Raw genomic sequence first — 17,536 nt, 5'->3', positions numbered from 1 at the left:
ACGCCCCGGATCGCGGGCGTAAGTCCTGCTTGGTAAACATCATGGACGGGCCAGTCCACCGTTCCCGGACTGGGCAGTCGCCGGATGACGAGGAAACCAGTGAGCGGACGCGGAGTGGAATCAGTACCAGTTCTCATCGTAGGCGGATCCCTGGTGGGGCTTTCCACCTCCGTGTTCCTGGGGCGTCTCGGAATCGAGCACATGCTCGTGGAGCGGCATGCCGAGACATCGACTCACCCACGTGGCCGCGGGAACAACGTGCGCACCATGGAGATCTTCCGGGCCGCAGGGCTCGAGCAGAGCGTACGGGAGGCCGCCTTCGCTCTCGCCGGGAACGACGGCGTACTCCAGGTGGACACCCTCGTCGGGGACCAGCGCCGCTGGATCGTTCAGGACATTGCCGCAGGCATGGATGTCTCTCGGGTCAGCTCCTCGAACTGGTGCCTGTGCAGCCAGAACGATCTGGAGCCGGTCCTGCTGAACCGCGCCCGCCAGGGCGGAGACATCCGATTCGGTACGGAACTGCTTTCCTTCACGCAGGACGAAGAGGGAGTCCAGGCGCAGGTCATGCGCCGGGACACCGGTGAGACCTATACGGTGAAAGCTGATTTCCTGGTGGCCGCCGACGGCCCGAGAAGCCCCGTTCGCAAACGTCTGGGAATCGGCCAGACCGGACCCGGTGCCCTGTTCCACAACATCAGTGTCACGTTCCGGAGCAAGACCCTCAAGGAATACGTCGGGCCGAAGCGCTTCATCGTCTGCTACACCACCGATCCACAGGGGGAAGGCGCCCTGCTGCCCGTGGACAACGAGGAACGGTGGGTCATCCATATTCCTTGGTCCGCTGATCAGGGCGAATCCCTGGAGGACTTCGGAGACGAGCGCTGCGCGGCACATATTCGCGCGGCCGTCGGTGTTCCGGACATTGATGTAGAGATCACGGGAAAGGCGCCCTGGCACGCTTCCAAGCGAGTCGCGGACAGCTACGGGCAGGGCCGGGTCTTTCTGGCCGGTGACGCGGTTCATGAAATGCCGCCCAACGGGGCGTTCGGCTCCAACACCGGGATCCAGGACGCCCACAATCTCGCCTGGAAACTCGCCGCGGTACTCCGCGGCTGGGCCGGCCTGCCGCTGCTCGACACCTACGAGTGCGAACGGCGGCCCGTCGCTGTCGCTACGAGCGCGCGGGCCTCCCGGCAGGCGGCCGAGGAGCAGCACCCCGCATTCAGTGCGGCAGCGGGACGCAACAACGACGCGGCGGATCTCATGACGGTCGCGCTCTGCTACCGGTACGCGTCGAACGCTGTGGTGGGCGCCTCCCCTCAGCGGCCGGTCGTCCCGGAAACCTTCCGGATCGACGGAGAGCCGGGGAGCCGCGCCCCCCATATGTGGGTCAGGGCAGGAGGCGCCAGGATCTCGACTCTCGATCTGTACGAGCGTTCCTTCGTCGTGCTCGCCGGGGCCGAAGGCCACGAGTGGCGCCGCGCGGCGGAGCGGGCCCGCGAGCACCTGGGCGTTCCGGTCGAGGTGTATCTCGTGGGAGACGGCCCTGATCACGACCTTGTTCCCGAGCCGGATGCCGACTGGGCGGCGCTGCACGGCACCGCCGACGACGGTGCCGTCCTCGTACGCCCGGACGGTTTCGTCGCATGGCGTGCGCACACCCACCCGCCGTCTGCCGATCGTGTGCTGACGGACGTGCTGCAGACCGTGCTCTGCCGCGGCTGAGCACCACCCACCGAAACGACCACGCCGAGGACATGCCGATGCCATACGAAGACGGCCCCGTCGCGGGCCGAGTGGACGTCCACCACCATTTCACCGCGCCAGCCTGGCTGGACTGGGCGGAAGAACGCGGTGTCATCAACCGCGAACGGCTGCCCTGGTGGACACGCTGGGACCTGGACGCGGCTCTGGGGGTCATGGACAAGACGGGCATCAGCACCGCCGTCATGACCGTCGCGATGCTCGGACGGTTCCGCGAGCGCGCGGAGCGCCAGGAGAGCGCGCGGATCGCCCTGCGGGCGGCGGCCGATGTCGTCGAGGACCATCCCGCGCGCTTCGCCTTCTTCACTCCTGTGTTCCTGGACGACCTGGAGCTCTCGCAGTGGAGCCTGCGCTACGGACTCGACGAGCTCGGGGCCGTCGGGGTGAGCACGAGAACGAGCATGGACGGTGTCTACCTCGGTGACGCCACCCACGACCGCCTCCTGCAGGAGCTGAACGACCGGTCCGCCGTCGTCAGCACGCACCCCATGGAAGTGCCGGCCGGAAAGGACGGCAGTCCCGGACTGCCGGGGATGCCGCCCTTCGTGTGCGACTTCCTCATGGACACCACACGCGCGGCCATCAACCTGATCCGGAACGGCACCCTGGACCGCTATCCGAATCTCAGCTTCGTCCTTCCCCACGGAGGAGGCTTCCTTCCGTACATGGCCACTCGGCTCGATCTCTTCGGCGGGCACCTCACCCCCGCGATCGAGCCGGGCAGGGTCCGTGACTACCTGCACCGGTTCTACTTCGACACCGCGGGCCCCATGTCCGACTCCGCCACGCCCACTCTGCTGGCCACGGTGGATCCCAGCCGTGTCCTCTTCGGCACGGACTGGCCGCCCACCCCCGCCCAGGTCGTCGCCGATGTCGCGGTACCCGCCCTGGACGGCGATCCCTTCCTCTCGCCGGAGCAGCTCAGGGGCATCAACCGGGAGAACGCCCTGCGTCTGCTGCCGGTACTGGCCCGCTCCTCCTAGCTCCTGGCCGCACGCACGAGAGAAGGCCGCCGCCCTCACGGGCGGCGGCCTTCTCTCGTCGGCGTCACCGGGTGGCCGGGGCCGTGTCTCTCTCCCAGTGGTAGAAGCACTGCGCCATCGCGTCCTTCGGACCGCGCCAGGTCTGCGGGTCGTACGGGCTGACGTACGCCTCGAGCTTGCTGCTGATGTCGCGGAACTCGGGGTGCCCGGCCACGCGCGCGATGGCGGGGCCCGGGTCCTGCTCGGCCTCGATGAAGTGCATGTACACATCGCCGAACTGGAAGAGGGAACGCTGGGTCACCCCGACGAGGCGGGGCAGGTCGCCGCGGTCGGAGGCCGCGAAGACCTCGGCGATGTCCGGAGCCGAATTCGGGGCCATCCGGGCGACGATCAGGGCGTGGTGCATGGGGTCTCCTTACGCGGCGGCGCCGTTCAGGCGGGCGTGACGGGGGAGGTCCGCCGCTCGCCGGCGGCCTGCTCGATGCGGTCGCGGATGAGGGCCATCTGGACGGGCGAGTTGCGGTTGATGATGTCCGTCATCCCGGCGTCGTCGACCGGCGCGTCCGGCCGCATGGCGAAGTCCTGGGTCCAGTGCATCCGGGTGCCGTCGGGGGTCTCCTCGTACTCCCACCGGATGTTCATGTACTCGAACGGACCGGGTTCGACCCGGCGTGCCGTGACGGTGAGCTTGTCGCGGTCGGTGGTCCGTTCCGACACCCAGCTCCACACCTTGCCGTTCTCGTCGGGGTGCATGGTCAGGCGGAAGGTGACCGTGTCGCCCTGCCGGGACAGCACCTCGGCGGCCGCGTACTCGCTGAACAGCTGCGGCCATCTCTCGATGTCGTTCGTCATGTCCCAGACGAGGTCGAGGGGCGCGGCGATGGTGATCTCGTTCTCGGTGTGCCCTGCCATCTCAGGCTCCTGTCATGAGCGTGCTGTTGACGAGGTCGAGGAAGTCGCGGGGGGTCTTGCACTTCTCCGCGTCGGTGGGGAGCGCCCGGGCGTGCCGGTTCTCCAGCTCGCCCACGATGCCGAGGAGGCCGAGTGAGTCCAGCCCGAACTCGGCGAAGGGTGTGTCGACCCGGGCTTCGAGGTCGTGCGGGTCGACGGTGACGCCGGCGGCCTTCTTCATCAGTGCGGCCAGCTCTTCGAGGGTCACTTCACTGTTCATGCGCGTTCTCCTTGTCGTACGGGGTCGTACGGGTGCTGTGGGCTTCACCGGGCGGCCGGTCCCGGGTCGCGGCGCAGTACCAGCGCCGCGTTGGAGCCCATGAGTCCACGGCTGAGGATCAGGGCCGTGCTCAGCTCGGCCGGGCGCGCCGTCGACGTCACCAGGTCGATGTCGTGGCAGATGTCGAAGACGTTGGGCGTGGGCGGGATCCGCCCTTCTTCCATGGCCATCACCGCGGCCGCGACGTCCAGCAGGGGTGCCCCGCAGTAGGACCGCCCGATGCCGGTCTTGGGGGCCGTGACGGGCACGCGGGTGCCGTGCGGGCCAAGGGCGTCGGCGAGGGCGAGGGCCTCGGCGCGGTCCGCCTCCGGGACACCCATCGCGTCGGCGAAGACCACGTCGATCTCCTCCGGTGCGCAGCCTGCCTCGTCGAGGGCCCCGCGGATGGCGTGGGCGAGTCCCTCCCGCGAGCGGTCCCAGCGCGAGGCGCCGGTGAACGTGGCCGCATGGCCCGCCACGGTGGCGCGGACGTCCGCACCGCGCCGGCGGGCGCGGTCCAGGTCCTCGGCGACCAGCACGGCACCGCCCTCGGCCGGGACGAAGCCGCAGGCCGCGGAGGTGAAGGGGCGATAGGCCCGCGCCGGGTCCTCGACCGTGCTGAGTTCCGGGTATCCGAGCTGACAGACCATCGAGTACGGAGCCAGCGGCGCTTCGGCAGCCCCGACCACGACCACGTCGGTTCCCCGCCCCACGGTCCGGGCGGCGTGCGCGACGGCGTCCAGGCCGCCGGCCTCGTCGCTCGCGACCACCCCGCAGGGGCCCTTGAAGCCGCTGCGGATCGATATCTGGCCCGTGCTGGCCGCGTAGAACCATGCGATGGACTGGTAGGGACCCACGAAACGGGACCCCTGTCCCCACAGCTTCTGCAGCTCCCGCTGGCCGAACTCACCGCCACCGGATCCGGCAGCGGTGACCACACCGACGGAGTACGGGGAGTCGGCGGCTGCGTCGCTCAGTCCCGCGTCCTTCAGGGCCGCGCCGGCGGCGGCCATCGCGAAGTGGCTGAAGCGGTCGGTCTGGACGAGGAAGGTCTCCTCGATGAGTGCTGTGGGGTCGAATCCCCGGACCTCGCCGGCGACGCGGAGCGGAAGATGCCCGCATCCCTCCCGGGTGATCCGGTCGAGTACGGACAGGCCCTCCTTGACGGACTTCCAGTAGGTCTCGGTTTGCAGGCCGTTGGGCGCGACCACACCGATTCCGGTGATGGCGGTGCGACGGTTCGGCTGAGCACTCATCGTTTCCTCCCGGTCGGCCCCGTCAGAAGCACTGCGGACTGGAACCCGCCGAAGCCGCTGCCCACGGACAGCACGTTGGCGAGCTTGCGCTGCCGCGCGGTGCGCGGCACGTAGTCCAGGTCGCACTCGGGGTCCGGGGTCTCGTAGTTCGCCGTCGGCGGGACCACCTGGTGGGCCAGGGCCAGCACGCAGGCGACGACCTCGATCGCGCCGATCGCGCCGAGCGAGTGGCCCACCATGGACTTGATCGAACTCATGGGCGTGTCATAGGCGTGGGCGCCCAGGGACCGCTTGACCGCGGCGGTCTCGTGACGGTCGTTCTGGCGGGTGCCCGAGCCGTGCGCGTTGACGTAGTCGATGAGTGAGGGATCCAGCCGGGCCTGTCCGAGCGCGGTGTCGATGGCCCTGGCCATCTCCAGGCCCTCGCTGGTCAGTCCGGTCATGTGGTACGCGTTGCCGAAGGTGGCGTAGCCGCGGAGCTCGCAGTAGACGTGCGCGCCGCGGGCACGGGCGTGTTCGAGCTCCTCCAGGACGAGCACGGCGGAGCCCTCTCCCATGACGAATCCGTCGCGGTGGGCGTCGAAGGGCCGGGAGGCGTGCGCCGGGTCGTCGTTGTTCGGCGACGTCGCCCTGATGGCGTCGAAGCAGGCCATGGTGATCGGGGAGATCGGGGAGTCGGACGCTCCGGCGATGCAGATGTCGGCGCGGCCGTCCTCGATCGTGTGGAAGCCGTAGCCCACCGCGTCGAGTCCGGAGGTGCAGCCGGTCGACACGGTCTGCACCGGCCCCTGGGCGCCGAAGTACTCGGCGACGTCGGACGCCAGGGTGCTGGGCGAGAAGGCCCGGTGCAGTTGCGGGCCGGCGGCGCGGTGGTCGACGTCCCAGCGCTGCCCTCGCTCACTGACCAGGACGTAGTCGTGCTCCAGGCGGGTCGTGCCGCCCACGGCGCTGCCGAGCGAGACGGCCACGCGCCACGGGTCCTCGGCGCCGAACTCGATGCCGCAGTCGGCCACCGCCTCCGCCGCGGCGACGAGGGCGAACTGTATGTACCGGTCGGCGCGTTCGACCAGGTCGGAATCGAGCCCGTGCGCGAGCGGGTCGAAGTCGCACTCGGCCGCGATACGTGACCGCAGCCCCTCGGGATCGAACAGTGTGATGCCGCGCGTCGCGGTACGGCCGCCGGAGAGGAGGTCCCAGAAGGCCGGCACCCCGATTCCGCCCGGGGCGACGACACCGATGCCGGTGACCGCCACCCGCCGGGTCACGAGGGCACCCCGCGTCGCTCGGACTGCGCGCCGTCCCCCTGCACGGCCGGGTACGTTTCACCGCTCGTGTTCCCCTCCACGGGCTCCGTGTCGACGTGACCCATGCTCGGCTTCGGGGCCAGCGGGCCCAGGTGGAAGACCATCCGGGCTTCGGCATCACCGATGTTGCGGAAGCGGTGGCGCATGCCGATGGGGATCATGAGGCCCTGGTCGGCGCGGATCGGGTGTGTCACGTCGTCCAGGTCGACTTCCAGCTCGCCCTGGACGACGTAGACGAACTCCTCCGAGTACGGGTGGTAGTGCTCGCTGATGCGTTCACCCGGCTGCATGATGGCCAGGCCCATGAACCCGCTCGTGGAACCCACCGTGAGGGGCGTGAGCAGGGTGCGCAGGTCGCCGCCACGCTTGCGGTTGGGCTCGGTCTCGCTGAGGTCCACGATGCGCGGGCGCGTCTTGTGCATGGTCCGTCTCCAGATCGGTCTGTGGGGTGTTCCAGGGGCGGTGTCGTCCATGTGCGGGTGTCGTCCATGGACTGTCAGGACTGGGCAGCCCTGCGATCGGTGATCAGCGTCATGTCGGTGTGCGCCAGGAGGCGGGTGGCGTCCCGGTCGTCGGAGAGCGGCCCCTCGACGCCGAGTGCGGCGCCGTCGAGCAGGCGGGCCAGCACGGCGGCCTTCCTCGTGCCGTGCATGCCGAGCGCCCTGACCGGATCGGTCTCGGGGTCCCGCGTGTCGATGAGACGGACGACCAGGTCGTCCCGGTGGAAGACGGTGCTGCGGTGCACGGGGCCGGCGGGATCGGCCGCGGCGGTCTCGTCCTGCTGGGCGAGCAGCCGTGCCAGCGCCATCCCGCAGCCCTCACGGGCCGGGTAGTACAGGGCGTGACGCCGCAGACCGGCCGGCTCCGGTCCGCCACGCGCCACATGGTGTACGGCCGGCATGGCCGCGCGGATGAAGAAGGCCCGTGCCGACGCGGGGTCGGTCAGATCCCTGCTCTGTTCCAGGTGTGGATTGAGGGCTTCCTCGACGGCCCGCACCTCCGGCTGACGCGAGACGTGGCGCAGCGCCGTCTGCAGATCGCCCTCCACCTCGACGGTGCGTACGACCCGGTTGCCGTGCATGAACAGCGTCGTCCGGCGCAGTCGTGTGGAGTCGTCGGCGCGGGCCTGGGGCGGCGCGTATCCGGCGAGGATGTCCGCGACCTTCGACTCGGAGCCGGGCTTGACGGTGAACGTCAGCGCATGGCGCGTCACTCCGTCGCCCACCCGCACCGGGGCCCGGACCTCCTCAGCGGTCCCGGCGGTGGGCGGGAGGGCACGCCCGGTCTCACGGATGACGCTGTAACGCGTCGACCGGATGTCCCGGACGCAGTCCTGCATGGGCCTGACGGTCTCGAGGTGCTCCTCACTGTTCACCCAGGCGAGATACGGCGGCGCAGTCGCCCATTCGCTCGTGATGAGCCACTGGGACGGGTTCTCCACGGACTGGCACAGCTGGTCACCGAGGTGACCGGGAACCGACGCGACCCGGTTGCGCATGTACTCGTACGCGTCGAGGAACCGTTGCTGGGCGCCTTCGTGGAGATCGACGAGCAGGATGACGCGCAGCCTGGAGCCGTCGAACGCCGACTGGGACGTATATGTCGAAGTGTTCACCGGCAGGCCCTTCCTTCGCTGGGCAGACGGCGGCCGCCGTGTCCGGCAGGGGGACGGCGGTCGGCCCTGAGCCCTCATCGTGGGTCGGTGCGTCGGACTGCGCGAGCCGCACGGGTCATCAGAGGGAACTGCCCGGTGCACAGGTCGTGCCGCTCCGGCGCGGATCGGGCCTCGCCATGGGCACAGCAAAGCCCCGGCTCGTCACGAGCCGGGGCTGTGGTCCGTGCGGCCTACTCGGCGAGGTGCCGCTCCACCGTCTCCGTCTTGGAGGTGAGCCCGTCCGTCACTCCGGGACGGATGTCCGCCTTGAGGACCAGGGACACACGCGGAGCCCGCTGCTCGACCGCGGCGACGGCGCGCTTGACGACGTCCATCACCTGGTCCCACTCGCCTTCGATCGAGGTGAACATCGCGTCGGTCCGGTTGGGCAGGCCCGACTCGCGCACCACGCGTACGGCATCGGCGACGTACTCCCCCACGTCCTCGCCGACGCCCAGCGGCGTCACGGAGAAGGCGACGATCATGCCTTCACCGCCCCTTCCTGGCGCGCCCGGGACGCGATGACCGCGTCCTCGGCCTCACGCCGCAGCTTGCGCTCCGCGAAGAACCCACCGGCAGGCAGCACCGAGAGCACGAAGTACACCGCGGCGGTCTGCACCGACCACTTCGTCCGGTTCCACGCGTCGGCCCAGAAGATCACGTACAGGATGAACAGGACACCGTGCACCATGCCCATCACCGGCACGGCATTGAAGTCCGTGGTCCGCTTCAGCACCGAGCAGACCAGCAGGAGGAGGAAGGAGATCGCCTCGGGGGCCGAGACCAGGCGGAGGCGGCGGATGGCGGTGGCGGTCTTGAGGTCCACGGGTCACCTTCGGTGGGAGACGGTCTTGCTGGGGCCTGACGCTTTGTGAACGCACGCACAAGGGTCTCGCCCATTGTGGCAAACCGCCGCGGGGCCCGGCCCCTAGGGGTGTACTCAGGGGCGTTCTCCATCCACAGGCCCTGTCCGTGGTGCCCGGCCTGCGGCTACCTTCGCGTACGTGGCGATGTTCCGACTTCAGAGCAGCAAGGTGCTCGCCGTCGACATGACCGGAGACGCCGTGAAGGCGAAGAACGGCTCGATGGTCGCGTACGACGGCGAGATGGCCTTCAAGAAGCTCAGCGGCGGCGGCGAGGGCATACGAGGCATGGTGACCCGGCGGCTGACCGGCGAGCAGATGACCTTGATGGAGGTGAAGGGGCGGGGCACCTGCTGGTTCGCGGACCGCGCCTCCGAGATCAACCTGGTCGGTCTCCAGGGCGACAAGCTCTACGTGGAGTCGAGCAACCTGCTCGCGACCGACGGCGGGCTGCGCACGGGGACGGAGTTCACCGGCCTGCGCGGGGCCTCACAGGGCAACGGACTGTTCACGACGACCGTCGAGGGCCACGGCCAGGCGGCGATCATGTCGGACGGCCCGGCGGTGGTGTTGCGGGTGAGTCCGCAGTATCCGCTGACCGTGGACCCCGGCGCCTACGTCGCCCACCAGGGGAACCTGCGGCAGTCCTTCCAGTCCGGTGTGACGTTCCGCACGCTGCTCGGGGAGGGCGGCGGCGAAGCCTTCCAGATGCGGTTCGAGGGGGACGGGCTGGTGTACGTGCAGCCGAGCGAGCGGAACACGATCGCGGGAGACGTGTGACATGGCCTTCCGGGAGATCAACGCGAAGATGGTCGAGGCGACGGTCGCGCCGGGCCAGAAGCTGTTCAGCCAGCGCGGCGCGATGCTCGCCTACAAGGGCGAGGTGTCCTTCACGCCCAACACGGCCGGCGGCCAGGGCGGGCTGATGTCCATGATCGGCCGCCGGGTGGCCGACGAGGACACGCCCCTGATGACCGTCGAGGGCAGCGGCACGGTCCTCTTCGGGCACGGCGGGCATCACGTCCAGGTGATCCAGCTGTCCGGCGACACGCTGTACGTCGAGGCGGACCGCCTCCTCGCCTTCGAGGGCACGCTCCAGCAGGGCACGATGTTCCTGGGCTCGCAGGGCGGCGTCATGGGCATGGTGCGGGGACAGGTCAGCGGCCAGGGGTTGTTCACGACCACGCTCAAGGGACGCGGGGCCGTCGCGGTCATGGCCCATGGCGGGGTGATCGAGATCCCGATCACGCCCCAGCGGCCGGTGCACGTCGACCCGCAGGCCTACGTCGCCCACCACGGCGACGTCCGCAACAAGCTGTCCACCGCCCTGGGCTGGCGGGACATGGTGGGCCGCGGCTCGGGTGAGGCGTTCCAGCTGGAGCTCAGCGGCAGCGGTGCGGTTTACGTCCAGGCGTCGGAGGAGAAGCTGTGAGCACCTACGGAACCCCGGGCGCCGGCCCCGCGGTCTTCGACCCGGCGACGCTGCCGCCCGACGACAACGTCAACCCGTACACCTTCTGCGTGGAACTCAAGGGGAGTCAGTGGTTCCTCCAGAAGGGGAAGATGATCGCCTACTACGGCTCGATCGACTTCAACGGCGTCGGACACGGCCGGCTGGACCGTCTCGTCCGTACGTCCTTCCATTCGCCACTGCACGCGAGCGACTGGGTCGTGGCGGAGGGCTCGGGCAAGATGCTCCTCGCCGACCGGGCCTTCGACGTCAACTCGTACGACCTCGAGAACGGCAACCTGACCATTCGCTCGGGCAACCTCCTCGCTTTTCAGCCAACTCTGTCACTGAAGCAATCAATCGTGCCGGGTTTTCTGACCCTCATCGGAACCGGAAAGTTCGTGGCCGCGTCGAACGGCCCGGTGGTGTTCATGGAACCCCCCATCCGGGTCGACCCCCAGGCCCTGGTCGGATGGGCCGACTGCCCCTCGCCCTGCCACCACTACGACCACGGGTACATGACCGGCGTAATGGGCGGTCTACGTGCACTGACGGGCCTCGGCGGGGTCTCCGGGGAAGAGCACCAGTTCGAGTTCGTCGGTGCCGGCACGGTCCTGCTCCAGTCGTCCGAGACCCTCATGGCCGAGCAGGCCACGGGGGCCGTTACGCACCAGGCCGGCGTGCCCGGCGGCGGGGCTCCCGGGACTCAGTCCGGACAGTCCGGCGTACCGCGTCTTCCCGGACAGCTGGGGGACCTCCAGCGTCGCTTCGGGCTGTGAGCGGTAGTCTGCGGAGTGTGACATCGAACGCCTGCGCACCGATGTTCGGCGGGTGCGCTCCGTCACACGAAAACCCTCACTAGTTCGCCTTTCAACCTTTTAGGTAGACTTCATTCATGGAGACCGAGACGGCCACCCGCTGGCTGACCGATGCGGAGCAGTGCGCCTGGCGCACCCACCTGGAGGTCAACAGGCTGTTGACGTACCAGCTCGAAAAGGACCTGCAGCCGTTCGGCCTGACAATGAACGACTACGAGATCCTGGTGAATCTCTCCGAGTCGGAGGACCAGCGGATGCGGATGAGCGACCTCGCCTCCGCCACCCTCCAGTCCAAGAGCCGCCTGTCGCACCAGATCACGCGCATGGAGAACGCGAACCTGGTCCGGCGGGAGAACTGCGAGTCCGACCGCCGGGGGCTCTACGCGGTCCTCACCGAGCACGGTATGGCGACGATGCAGAAGGTCGCGCCGCATCATGTGGCGTCCGTGCGGAGGCACTTCATCGACCTGCTGGCCCCCGAGGCCATGACGGAGCTCGACAAGGCCCTCAAGCCCATTGCGGAGCACCTGCGTGGCCAGCGCGGACGCCCGTGACCCGGACGGCGCACCGGGGGCCGTGCGGCCCCGGTGACGGCAGGTCCTAGGAAAGCGGCAGGCGGAGTTCGAACAGGGCTCCGCCTGCGGGCCCCTGTCCGGCCGTGAGCGTGCCGCCGTGCCGTACGGCGACGTCCCGGGCGATGGCGAGTCCCAGCCCGGCCCCGCCGTCGTCGCGGCTGCGGGCGGCGTCCAGCCGTACGAACCGCTCGAAGATCCGCTCCCGGTCGGCCTCGGGCACGCCGTCCCCGTCGTCCGCCACCCCGACCACGGCCAGCTCACCCTCCCGTCGCACGCTCACGGCGACGGCCGACCGGGCATGCCGCTGGGCGTTGTCGAGCAGATTGGCCAGCACCCGCCCCAACTGCCCGCGCGATCCGGCCACGTTCACCTGCGCCGCGTCCACCGTCACACCCGTCCGCCCCTCGGCCTCCTCCCGGGCCAGCCCGGCGAGGTCGACCTTCGCGTCGCTGGGCCGCTCCCCCGCGTCCAGCCGGGCGAGCAGCAGCAGGTCGGCGGCGAGCCGCTGGAGCCGTACGGTGTCCTCCACGGCCCCGTCGAGGTCCAGCAGCTCGGGATGCGCGGCGGCCACCTCCAGCTGCGTGCGCAGCGAGGCGATCGGGCTCCGCAGCTCGTGGGAGGCGTCGGCGACGAAGCGCCGCTGCCGCTCCACGGAGGTCTCCAGGGCCGCGAGCGTCTCGTTCGTCGTCCGGGCGAGCCGGGCGACCTCGTCGTGCGTCTGCGGCTCCGGGACACGGCGCGCGAGGTCCTGGGAGGCGGTGATCGCGGCCATCTCGCTGCGGATGCCCTCCACCGGCCGCAGCGCCCGCCGGGTGACCAGCCAGGTCACCCCCGCGACGACGCCGAGCAGCAGCGGGAACCCGATCAGCATCACCGTCAGCGCGGTCTGCGTGGCCCCGTGCTCGGCGGCCAGCGGGGCACCGGCGTAGACCTTCAGACGCCCCCGGTCGCGGGTCTCGACCTCGACGGCGGCGAACCGGTAGTCCGCCGTGTCGCCGTCGATCGTCGCGGACCCGTTGCTGAAGGTGCTCTCCCCGGCGATCTCCCCGGGTTCGAGGGTCTCTTCGTGGTCATCGGAGTGGTCGTCATCGTCCTCGCGAGGCGCCGTCGGCGACTGCGGCTTCACCCGGTCGGAGTCGGTACCGCTGATCTTCTCCAGATCCTCGCTGGCCGCCACCAGCCGCTTGTTCTCGGCGAGGACCTGGACCGGCCCGTCGTCGCCGTCCAGCCCGGACAGCTTGCCGTACGGCGTTCCGGCGGCGAGCTCGGAGGCGACCGCCCGGGCGGAGCGCTCCGCCCGGGTGCCGGCCTCGCCCGTCAGGTTGGACTTCAAGGACAGCAGGACGGCGGCCCCGGCGGCGACGAGCGCCACCGCGACCACGAGCGTGGCTCCCAGCGTGGCCCGCGCCCGGACGGACCCGAACAGCCGCCTCATGGCGACGTCTCCAGCCGGTACCCGGCGCCGCGCACGGTCCGGATCAGCCCCGCCCGCAGCTTCCGCCGCAGGGTGCTGACGTAGACCTCGACGATGTTGGGATCACCCTCGTACGCGAAGTCCCACACGTGTTCGAGGATGTCGGACTTGGACACGACCTCCCCGGCCCGCAGCACGAGGTGCTCCAGCACGGAGAACTCCTTGGCCGTCAGGGCGACCTCGTCCTCGCCCAGAAACACCCGCCGAGCCGCGGTGTCCACCTTCAGGTCCCCGTGTACGTGCACGGGCGAGGCCCCGGCACTCACCCCGCGCCGCCGCAGCAGCGCCTTGATCCGGGCGACGAGCACGACGTACGAGAAGGGCTTGGTCAGATAGTCGTCCGCACCGGTGTCGAGCCCCTCGGCCTCGTCGTACTCGCCGTCCTTGGCGGTGAGCATCAGGATCGGCACCTCGTGCCCGGCGGCGCGCAGGGCGGCGCAGACCCGGTAGCCGTTGAGGCCGGGCAGCATGATGTCGAGGATCACGAGGTCGTACGTGCCCTCCGAGGCCTGGTGCAGCCCCTCCCGTCCGTCGTGGACGACGTCCACGGCGTACCCCTCGGCCGTCAGGCCCCTGGCGAGCGACAGGGCCAGCCGCTTCTCGTCCTCCACGATCAACAGGCGCATGGGTAAAGAGTGGCAAAACCAAGCTGAAGATCCCTTCAGGGGTCTTCAGGTTCCTCTCAGCGTCGGTCGGCCAGATTGGAACACGTCGAAAACGAAACGACTCGGGAGGAATCCGCATGAAGCGCAACATCGTGATCGCCGCTGTGACCGCTGCCGCTCTGATCGGAGGCGGTACGGCCACGGCTCTCGCGACCACGGGAGACGATCAGGGCTCGGCGCGGCAGGCGGCGAACACCCGGCTGTCGGAGGACGACGGCCGCGACGACCAGGACGGCGCGGACGCGCAGGACGACCGCGACGACGACAACGGCCGGGACGACGACGCCGCGCGGGCGGCTTCCGCCGATGTGACGGCGCCCGAGGCCATCGCCTCCGCGCTGAAGCACACGTCCGGCACGGCCGTGTCCGCCGAGCTGGACGACGAGGACGACAGCGGCAAGGTGATCTGGAAGGTCGACGTCCTGTCCGGCGACAACAGCTGGCACAGCGTCCGTGTCGACCCCTCCAGCGGCAAGGTCCTCGGCTCGGAGACCGACGACGAGGACGACACGGCTCAGGTGCGGGCGGCGCTGAAGGGTGCTTCCGTGACGGCCGAGGAGGCCGCGAAGGCCGTCGGCGGCAAGGGCACGGTGACGTCCGTGGACCTGGACGAGGACGGCAAGAACAAGTCCTGGGAGGCCGAGACGCACAAGTCCGGCGGCGCCGAGCAGGACTGGAGGATCGACCTGGGCACGGGCAAGGTCACGGCGGACCACTCGGACGACCAGGACGACGACTCCGACGACCAGGACTGATCAGCTACAGCCGCTTTCCTGCCGCCCCGGCGTCACTTCTGACGCCGGGGCGTCGTGGTGCTCTGCGTCGGCGCTGAGGCGGGGTGGGCCCGCAGCCCGGCGGAACGGGGTGCCGCTGCGCCCACCCGTGCCGCCCTGGGGGCACCTCCCAGGCCCTTAAGGCACTGGGGGAGGCACGACTGCCCGCAGCGGCGGCCTGCGGCAGCTGAGCGGGGGGCACCCGCAGTCAGGTGGACCACCGGCCCGCACCCGCGCACGGCGAGCAGGGGACGTGTCGGGGGGGTGTCCGCCCGCAGCGGTTGGCGCGTCAACGGACAGTCAGCCGGTCACCCACCCCATCGCGCCGTTCCGAGGACGGACACCCCCGGCGCGGCCCCGACCCGCAGACGTGACACAAGCCTCCACCACACCCGCGCAGGCCGCCGCACGCACCCCGCACCACCGCCGGAGGCACCCGCACGCCCCCGCCCGACCGCCGGAGGCACCCGCTCAACAGCCGGACGTGCCCGTCAACCCCGCCACCAGCTCATCAGCCGCCCGGTAAGGATCCAGCTCCCCCGCCACGATCCGCTCCGCCAGCGCCCCGAGGCGCCGGTCCCCGTGCAGGTCCCCGATCCGCTCCCGCAGCGCCGTCACCGCGATCGTCTCGACCTCCCGCGCCGCACGGGCCATACGCCGCTCCGCGAGCACCCCCCGCTCCTCCATCCAGGCCCGATGCTTCTCCAGGGCCTCGACGACCTCGTCCATGCCCTCCCCGCGCGCGGCGACGGTCTTCACGATCGGCGGCCGCCAGTCCCCGGGGCCCCGGGCCTCCCCCAGCCCCAGCATGTGGTTCAGCTCGCGAGCCGTCGCGTCCGCCCCGTCCCGGTCGGCCTTGTTCACGACGTACACGTCACCGATCTCCAGGATCCCGGCCTTGGCCGCCTGGATCCCGTCGCCCATCCCCGGCGCGAGCAGCACGACGGACGTGTCCGCCTGCGAGGCGATCTCCACCTCGGACTGCCCCACACCCACCGTCTCGACGAGGATCACGTCGCACCCCGCCGCGTCCAGCACCCGGATGGCCTGAGGCGCGGCCCACGCGAGCCCACCCAGATGCCCGCGCGTCGCCATCGAACGGATGTACACACCCGGGTCGGACGCGTGCTCCGACATCCGCACCCGGTCCCCGAGCAGCGCACCCCCGGAGAACGGGGACGACGGGTCGACGGCCAGCACGCCGACCCGCTTGTCCTGCTTGCGGTACGCGGTCACCAGCGCCGACGTCGACGTGGACTTGCCGACCCCCGGCGACCCGGTCAGACCGACCACGTACGCGTTGCCCGCCAACGGCGCGAGCGCCGCCATGACCTCCCTGAGCTGCGGGGACGCCCCCTCCACCAGGGAGATCAGCCGGGCCACGGCCCGCGGCCGGCCCTCCCTGGCCTGCGCGACCAGCGTGGAGACGTCCTGCATCACAGCTCCGTTCAGACGAGGGAGGTCCAAAAACCCGGTGCTCAGGCCTTCGGTACCCGCACGATCAGCGCGTCACCCTGACCACCGCCACCGCACAGCGCGGCCGCGCCCACGCCGCCACCGCGCCGCTTCAGCTCCAGCGCGAGGTGCAGGACGAGCCGGGCACCGGACATCCCGATCGGGTGACCCAGAGCAATGGCGCCGCCGTTGACATTCACCTTTTCGGTGGACACCCCGAGGTCCTTCATCGACTGCACGGAAACCGCCGCGAACGCCTCGTTGATCTCGATGAGGTCGAGATCCTCGACGCTCAGCCCCTCCTTCTTCAACGCGTGCTGGATCGCGTTGGACGGCTGGGACTGGAGCGAGTTGTCCGGCCCGGCCACGTTCCCGTGCGCCCCGATCTCGGCGATCCAGTCCAGGCCGAGCTCCTGCGCCTTGGCCTTGCTCATCACCACGACGGCGGCCGCACCGTCGGAGATCTGCGACGACGAACCGGCCGTGATCGTGCCGTCCTTGGCGAAGGCGGGACGCAGCTTCCCGAGGGACTCGGCGGTCGTGTCGCCGCGGATCCCCTCGTCCTTGCTGAACAGCACCGGGTCGCCCTTGCGCTGCGGGATCTCCACCGGCGTGATCTCGGCCTCGAACAGGCCGTTCTTCTGCGCGGCGGCGGCCCGCTGGTGGGACAGCGCGGCGATCTCGTCCTGCTCGGCCCGCCCGATGCCCAGGCGCGTGTTGTGCTTCTCCGTCGACTCGCCCATGGCGACGCCTTCGAAGGAGTCGGTCAGCCCGTCATGGGCCATGGCGTCGAGCATCTGGACGGCGCCGTACTTGAAGCCCTCGCGGGACTTGGGCAGCAGATGCGGGGCGTTGGTCATGGACTCCTGACCGCCGGCGACGACCACGTCGAACTCACCCGCACGGATCAACTGGTCCGCCAGCGCGATGGCGTCCAGACCGGACAGACACACCTTGTTGATGGTCAGCGCCGGCACGTTCATCGGGATGCCCGCCTTGACCGCGGCCTGGCGCGCCGGGATCTGCCCCGCCCCCGCCTGGAGCACCTGCCCCATGATCACGTACTGCACCTGGTCGCCGCCGATCCCCGCACGGTCGAGGGCGGCCTTGATCGCGAAGCCGCCGAGGTCGGCTCCGGAGAAGGACTTCAGCGAACCGAGCAACCGCCCCATCGGGGTACGGGCGCCCGCGACGATCACAGACGTGGAGCCGTTGGCCCCGGACGTTCCAGACGTTCCAGAAGACATGAGCTGCGATCCCCTTACCGGCTGCACAGCCGAGGAGTGAAC

Annotated in this window: 20 protein-coding genes; 7 read left to right on the top strand and 13 right to left on the bottom strand. The window is 70.1% G+C overall.

Translation table 11 applies throughout. From position 1 onward, the window contains the following. Window positions 1-84 precede the first annotated feature (84 nt). Window positions 85-1,728, top strand: coding sequence for an FAD-dependent oxidoreductase (locus tag PV963_RS31860; RefSeq protein WP_274819694.1), 1,644 nt, complete (start codon window positions 85-87; stop codon window positions 1,726-1,728). A gap of 38 nt (window positions 1,729-1,766) precedes the next feature. Beyond that, window positions 1,767-2,750, top strand: coding sequence for an amidohydrolase family protein (locus tag PV963_RS31855; protein ID WP_274819692.1), 984 nt, complete (start codon window positions 1,767-1,769; stop codon window positions 2,748-2,750). Window positions 2,751-2,814: 64 nt separating this feature from the next. On the opposite strand, the gene PV963_RS31850 is transcribed toward PV963_RS31855, so the two are convergent. The 9 genes from PV963_RS31850 to PV963_RS31810 form a co-directional block, all read right to left on the bottom strand. Next, window positions 2,815-3,156 (bottom strand): TcmI family type II polyketide cyclase, encoded by a 342-nt coding sequence (locus tag PV963_RS31850; RefSeq protein ID WP_274819690.1) that lies wholly within the window; start codon window positions 3,154-3,156, stop codon window positions 2,815-2,817. Between the two features lie 26 nt (window positions 3,157-3,182). Further along, window positions 3,183-3,662 carry an SRPBCC family protein gene (locus PV963_RS31845; RefSeq protein ID WP_059418080.1) on the bottom strand — a complete coding sequence of 160 codons (480 nt, stop codon included), beginning with the start codon at window positions 3,660-3,662 and terminating at the stop codon, window positions 3,183-3,185. A 1-nt stretch (window position 3,663) separates the two neighbouring features. Beyond that, a complete protein-coding gene (locus tag PV963_RS31840) occupies window positions 3,664-3,921 on the bottom strand; it encodes an acyl carrier protein (protein ID WP_274819686.1) in 258 nt (85 codons plus the stop codon). A gap of 44 nt (window positions 3,922-3,965) precedes the next feature. Then, window positions 3,966-5,216, bottom strand: coding sequence for a ketosynthase chain-length factor (locus PV963_RS31835; RefSeq protein ID WP_274819684.1), 1,251 nt, complete (start codon window positions 5,214-5,216; stop codon window positions 3,966-3,968). Then, window positions 5,213-6,481, bottom strand: coding sequence for a beta-ketoacyl-[acyl-carrier-protein] synthase family protein (locus PV963_RS31830; RefSeq protein ID WP_274819683.1), 1,269 nt, complete (start codon window positions 6,479-6,481; stop codon window positions 5,213-5,215). The genes PV963_RS31835 and PV963_RS31830 overlap by 4 nt, the downstream gene beginning before the upstream one ends. Continuing rightward, on the bottom strand, window positions 6,478-6,942 hold the full coding sequence (locus PV963_RS31825) for a cupin domain-containing protein (RefSeq protein ID WP_274819682.1): 465 nt from the start codon (window positions 6,940-6,942) through the stop codon (window positions 6,478-6,480). Before PV963_RS31825 ends, PV963_RS31830 begins: the two co-directional genes overlap by 4 nt. A gap of 74 nt (window positions 6,943-7,016) precedes the next feature. Continuing rightward, on the bottom strand, window positions 7,017-8,135 hold the full coding sequence (locus tag PV963_RS31820; RefSeq protein ID WP_274819681.1) for a SchA/CurD-like domain-containing protein: 1,119 nt from the start codon (window positions 8,133-8,135) through the stop codon (window positions 7,017-7,019). A 230-nt stretch (window positions 8,136-8,365) separates the two neighbouring features. After that, on the bottom strand, window positions 8,366-8,659 hold the full coding sequence (locus tag PV963_RS31815; RefSeq protein WP_274819679.1) for an MTH1187 family thiamine-binding protein: 294 nt from the start codon (window positions 8,657-8,659) through the stop codon (window positions 8,366-8,368). Continuing rightward, on the bottom strand, window positions 8,656-9,000 hold the full coding sequence (locus PV963_RS31810; RefSeq protein ID WP_274819677.1) for a DUF3817 domain-containing protein: 345 nt from the start codon (window positions 8,998-9,000) through the stop codon (window positions 8,656-8,658). Before PV963_RS31810 ends, PV963_RS31815 begins: the two co-directional genes overlap by 4 nt. A gap of 184 nt (window positions 9,001-9,184) precedes the next feature. Here PV963_RS31810 and PV963_RS31805 point away from each other — a divergent pair, with 184 nt between their 5' ends. The 4 genes from PV963_RS31805 (at window position 9,185) to PV963_RS31790 (ending at window position 11,859) form a co-directional block, all read left to right on the top strand. Then, window positions 9,185-9,817: an AIM24 family protein gene (locus PV963_RS31805; protein ID WP_010048561.1), complete on the top strand. Its 633-nt coding sequence runs from the start codon at window positions 9,185-9,187 to the stop codon at window positions 9,815-9,817. A gap of 1 nt (window position 9,818) precedes the next feature. Beyond that, complete coding sequence (locus PV963_RS31800) at window positions 9,819-10,469, top strand: AIM24 family protein (RefSeq protein WP_274819676.1); 651 nt, start codon at window positions 9,819-9,821, stop codon at window positions 10,467-10,469. Beyond that, a complete protein-coding gene (locus PV963_RS31795; RefSeq protein WP_274819674.1) occupies window positions 10,466-11,266 on the top strand; it encodes an AIM24 family protein in 801 nt (266 codons plus the stop codon). The genes PV963_RS31800 and PV963_RS31795 overlap by 4 nt, the downstream gene beginning before the upstream one ends. Before the next feature lie 116 nt (window positions 11,267-11,382). Further along, complete coding sequence (locus PV963_RS31790) at window positions 11,383-11,859, top strand: MarR family winged helix-turn-helix transcriptional regulator (RefSeq protein WP_274819672.1); 477 nt, start codon at window positions 11,383-11,385, stop codon at window positions 11,857-11,859. 46 nt (window positions 11,860-11,905) lie between these two features. On the opposite strand, the gene PV963_RS31785 is transcribed toward PV963_RS31790, so the two are convergent. Then, on the bottom strand, window positions 11,906-13,315 hold the full coding sequence (locus tag PV963_RS31785) for a sensor histidine kinase (RefSeq protein WP_274819670.1): 1,410 nt from the start codon (window positions 13,313-13,315) through the stop codon (window positions 11,906-11,908). Continuing rightward, window positions 13,312-13,980 carry a response regulator transcription factor gene (locus PV963_RS31780; RefSeq protein ID WP_274819668.1) on the bottom strand — a complete coding sequence of 223 codons (669 nt, stop codon included), beginning with the start codon at window positions 13,978-13,980 and terminating at the stop codon, window positions 13,312-13,314. The genes PV963_RS31785 and PV963_RS31780 overlap by 4 nt, the downstream gene beginning before the upstream one ends. 116 nt (window positions 13,981-14,096) lie before the next feature. Between PV963_RS31780 and PV963_RS31775 the strand changes: the two genes are divergently transcribed. Further along, window positions 14,097-14,774 (top strand): PepSY domain-containing protein, encoded by a 678-nt coding sequence (locus tag PV963_RS31775; protein ID WP_274819666.1) that lies wholly within the window; start codon window positions 14,097-14,099, stop codon window positions 14,772-14,774. Window positions 14,775-15,263: 489 nt separating this feature from the next. Here the strand turns inward: PV963_RS31775 and meaB are convergent, their stop codons facing one another. After that, window positions 15,264-16,229: a methylmalonyl Co-A mutase-associated GTPase MeaB gene (gene meaB / locus PV963_RS31770; protein ID WP_274819664.1), complete on the bottom strand. Its 966-nt coding sequence runs from the start codon at window positions 16,227-16,229 to the stop codon at window positions 15,264-15,266. Between the two features lie 41 nt (window positions 16,230-16,270). Then, complete coding sequence (locus PV963_RS31765) at window positions 16,271-17,494, bottom strand: acetyl-CoA C-acetyltransferase (RefSeq protein WP_274819663.1); 1,224 nt, start codon at window positions 17,492-17,494, stop codon at window positions 16,271-16,273. Window positions 17,495-17,536 lie beyond the last annotated feature (42 nt).

Origin of the sequence: Streptomyces coeruleorubidus (assembly GCF_028885415.1) — a bacterium.
Lineage (GTDB): Bacteria > Actinomycetota > Actinomycetes > Streptomycetales > Streptomycetaceae > Streptomyces > Streptomyces coeruleorubidus_A.
Note: the sequence above shows the minus strand (reverse complement) of the source record. Positions and strands in the feature narration are given on the sequence as shown.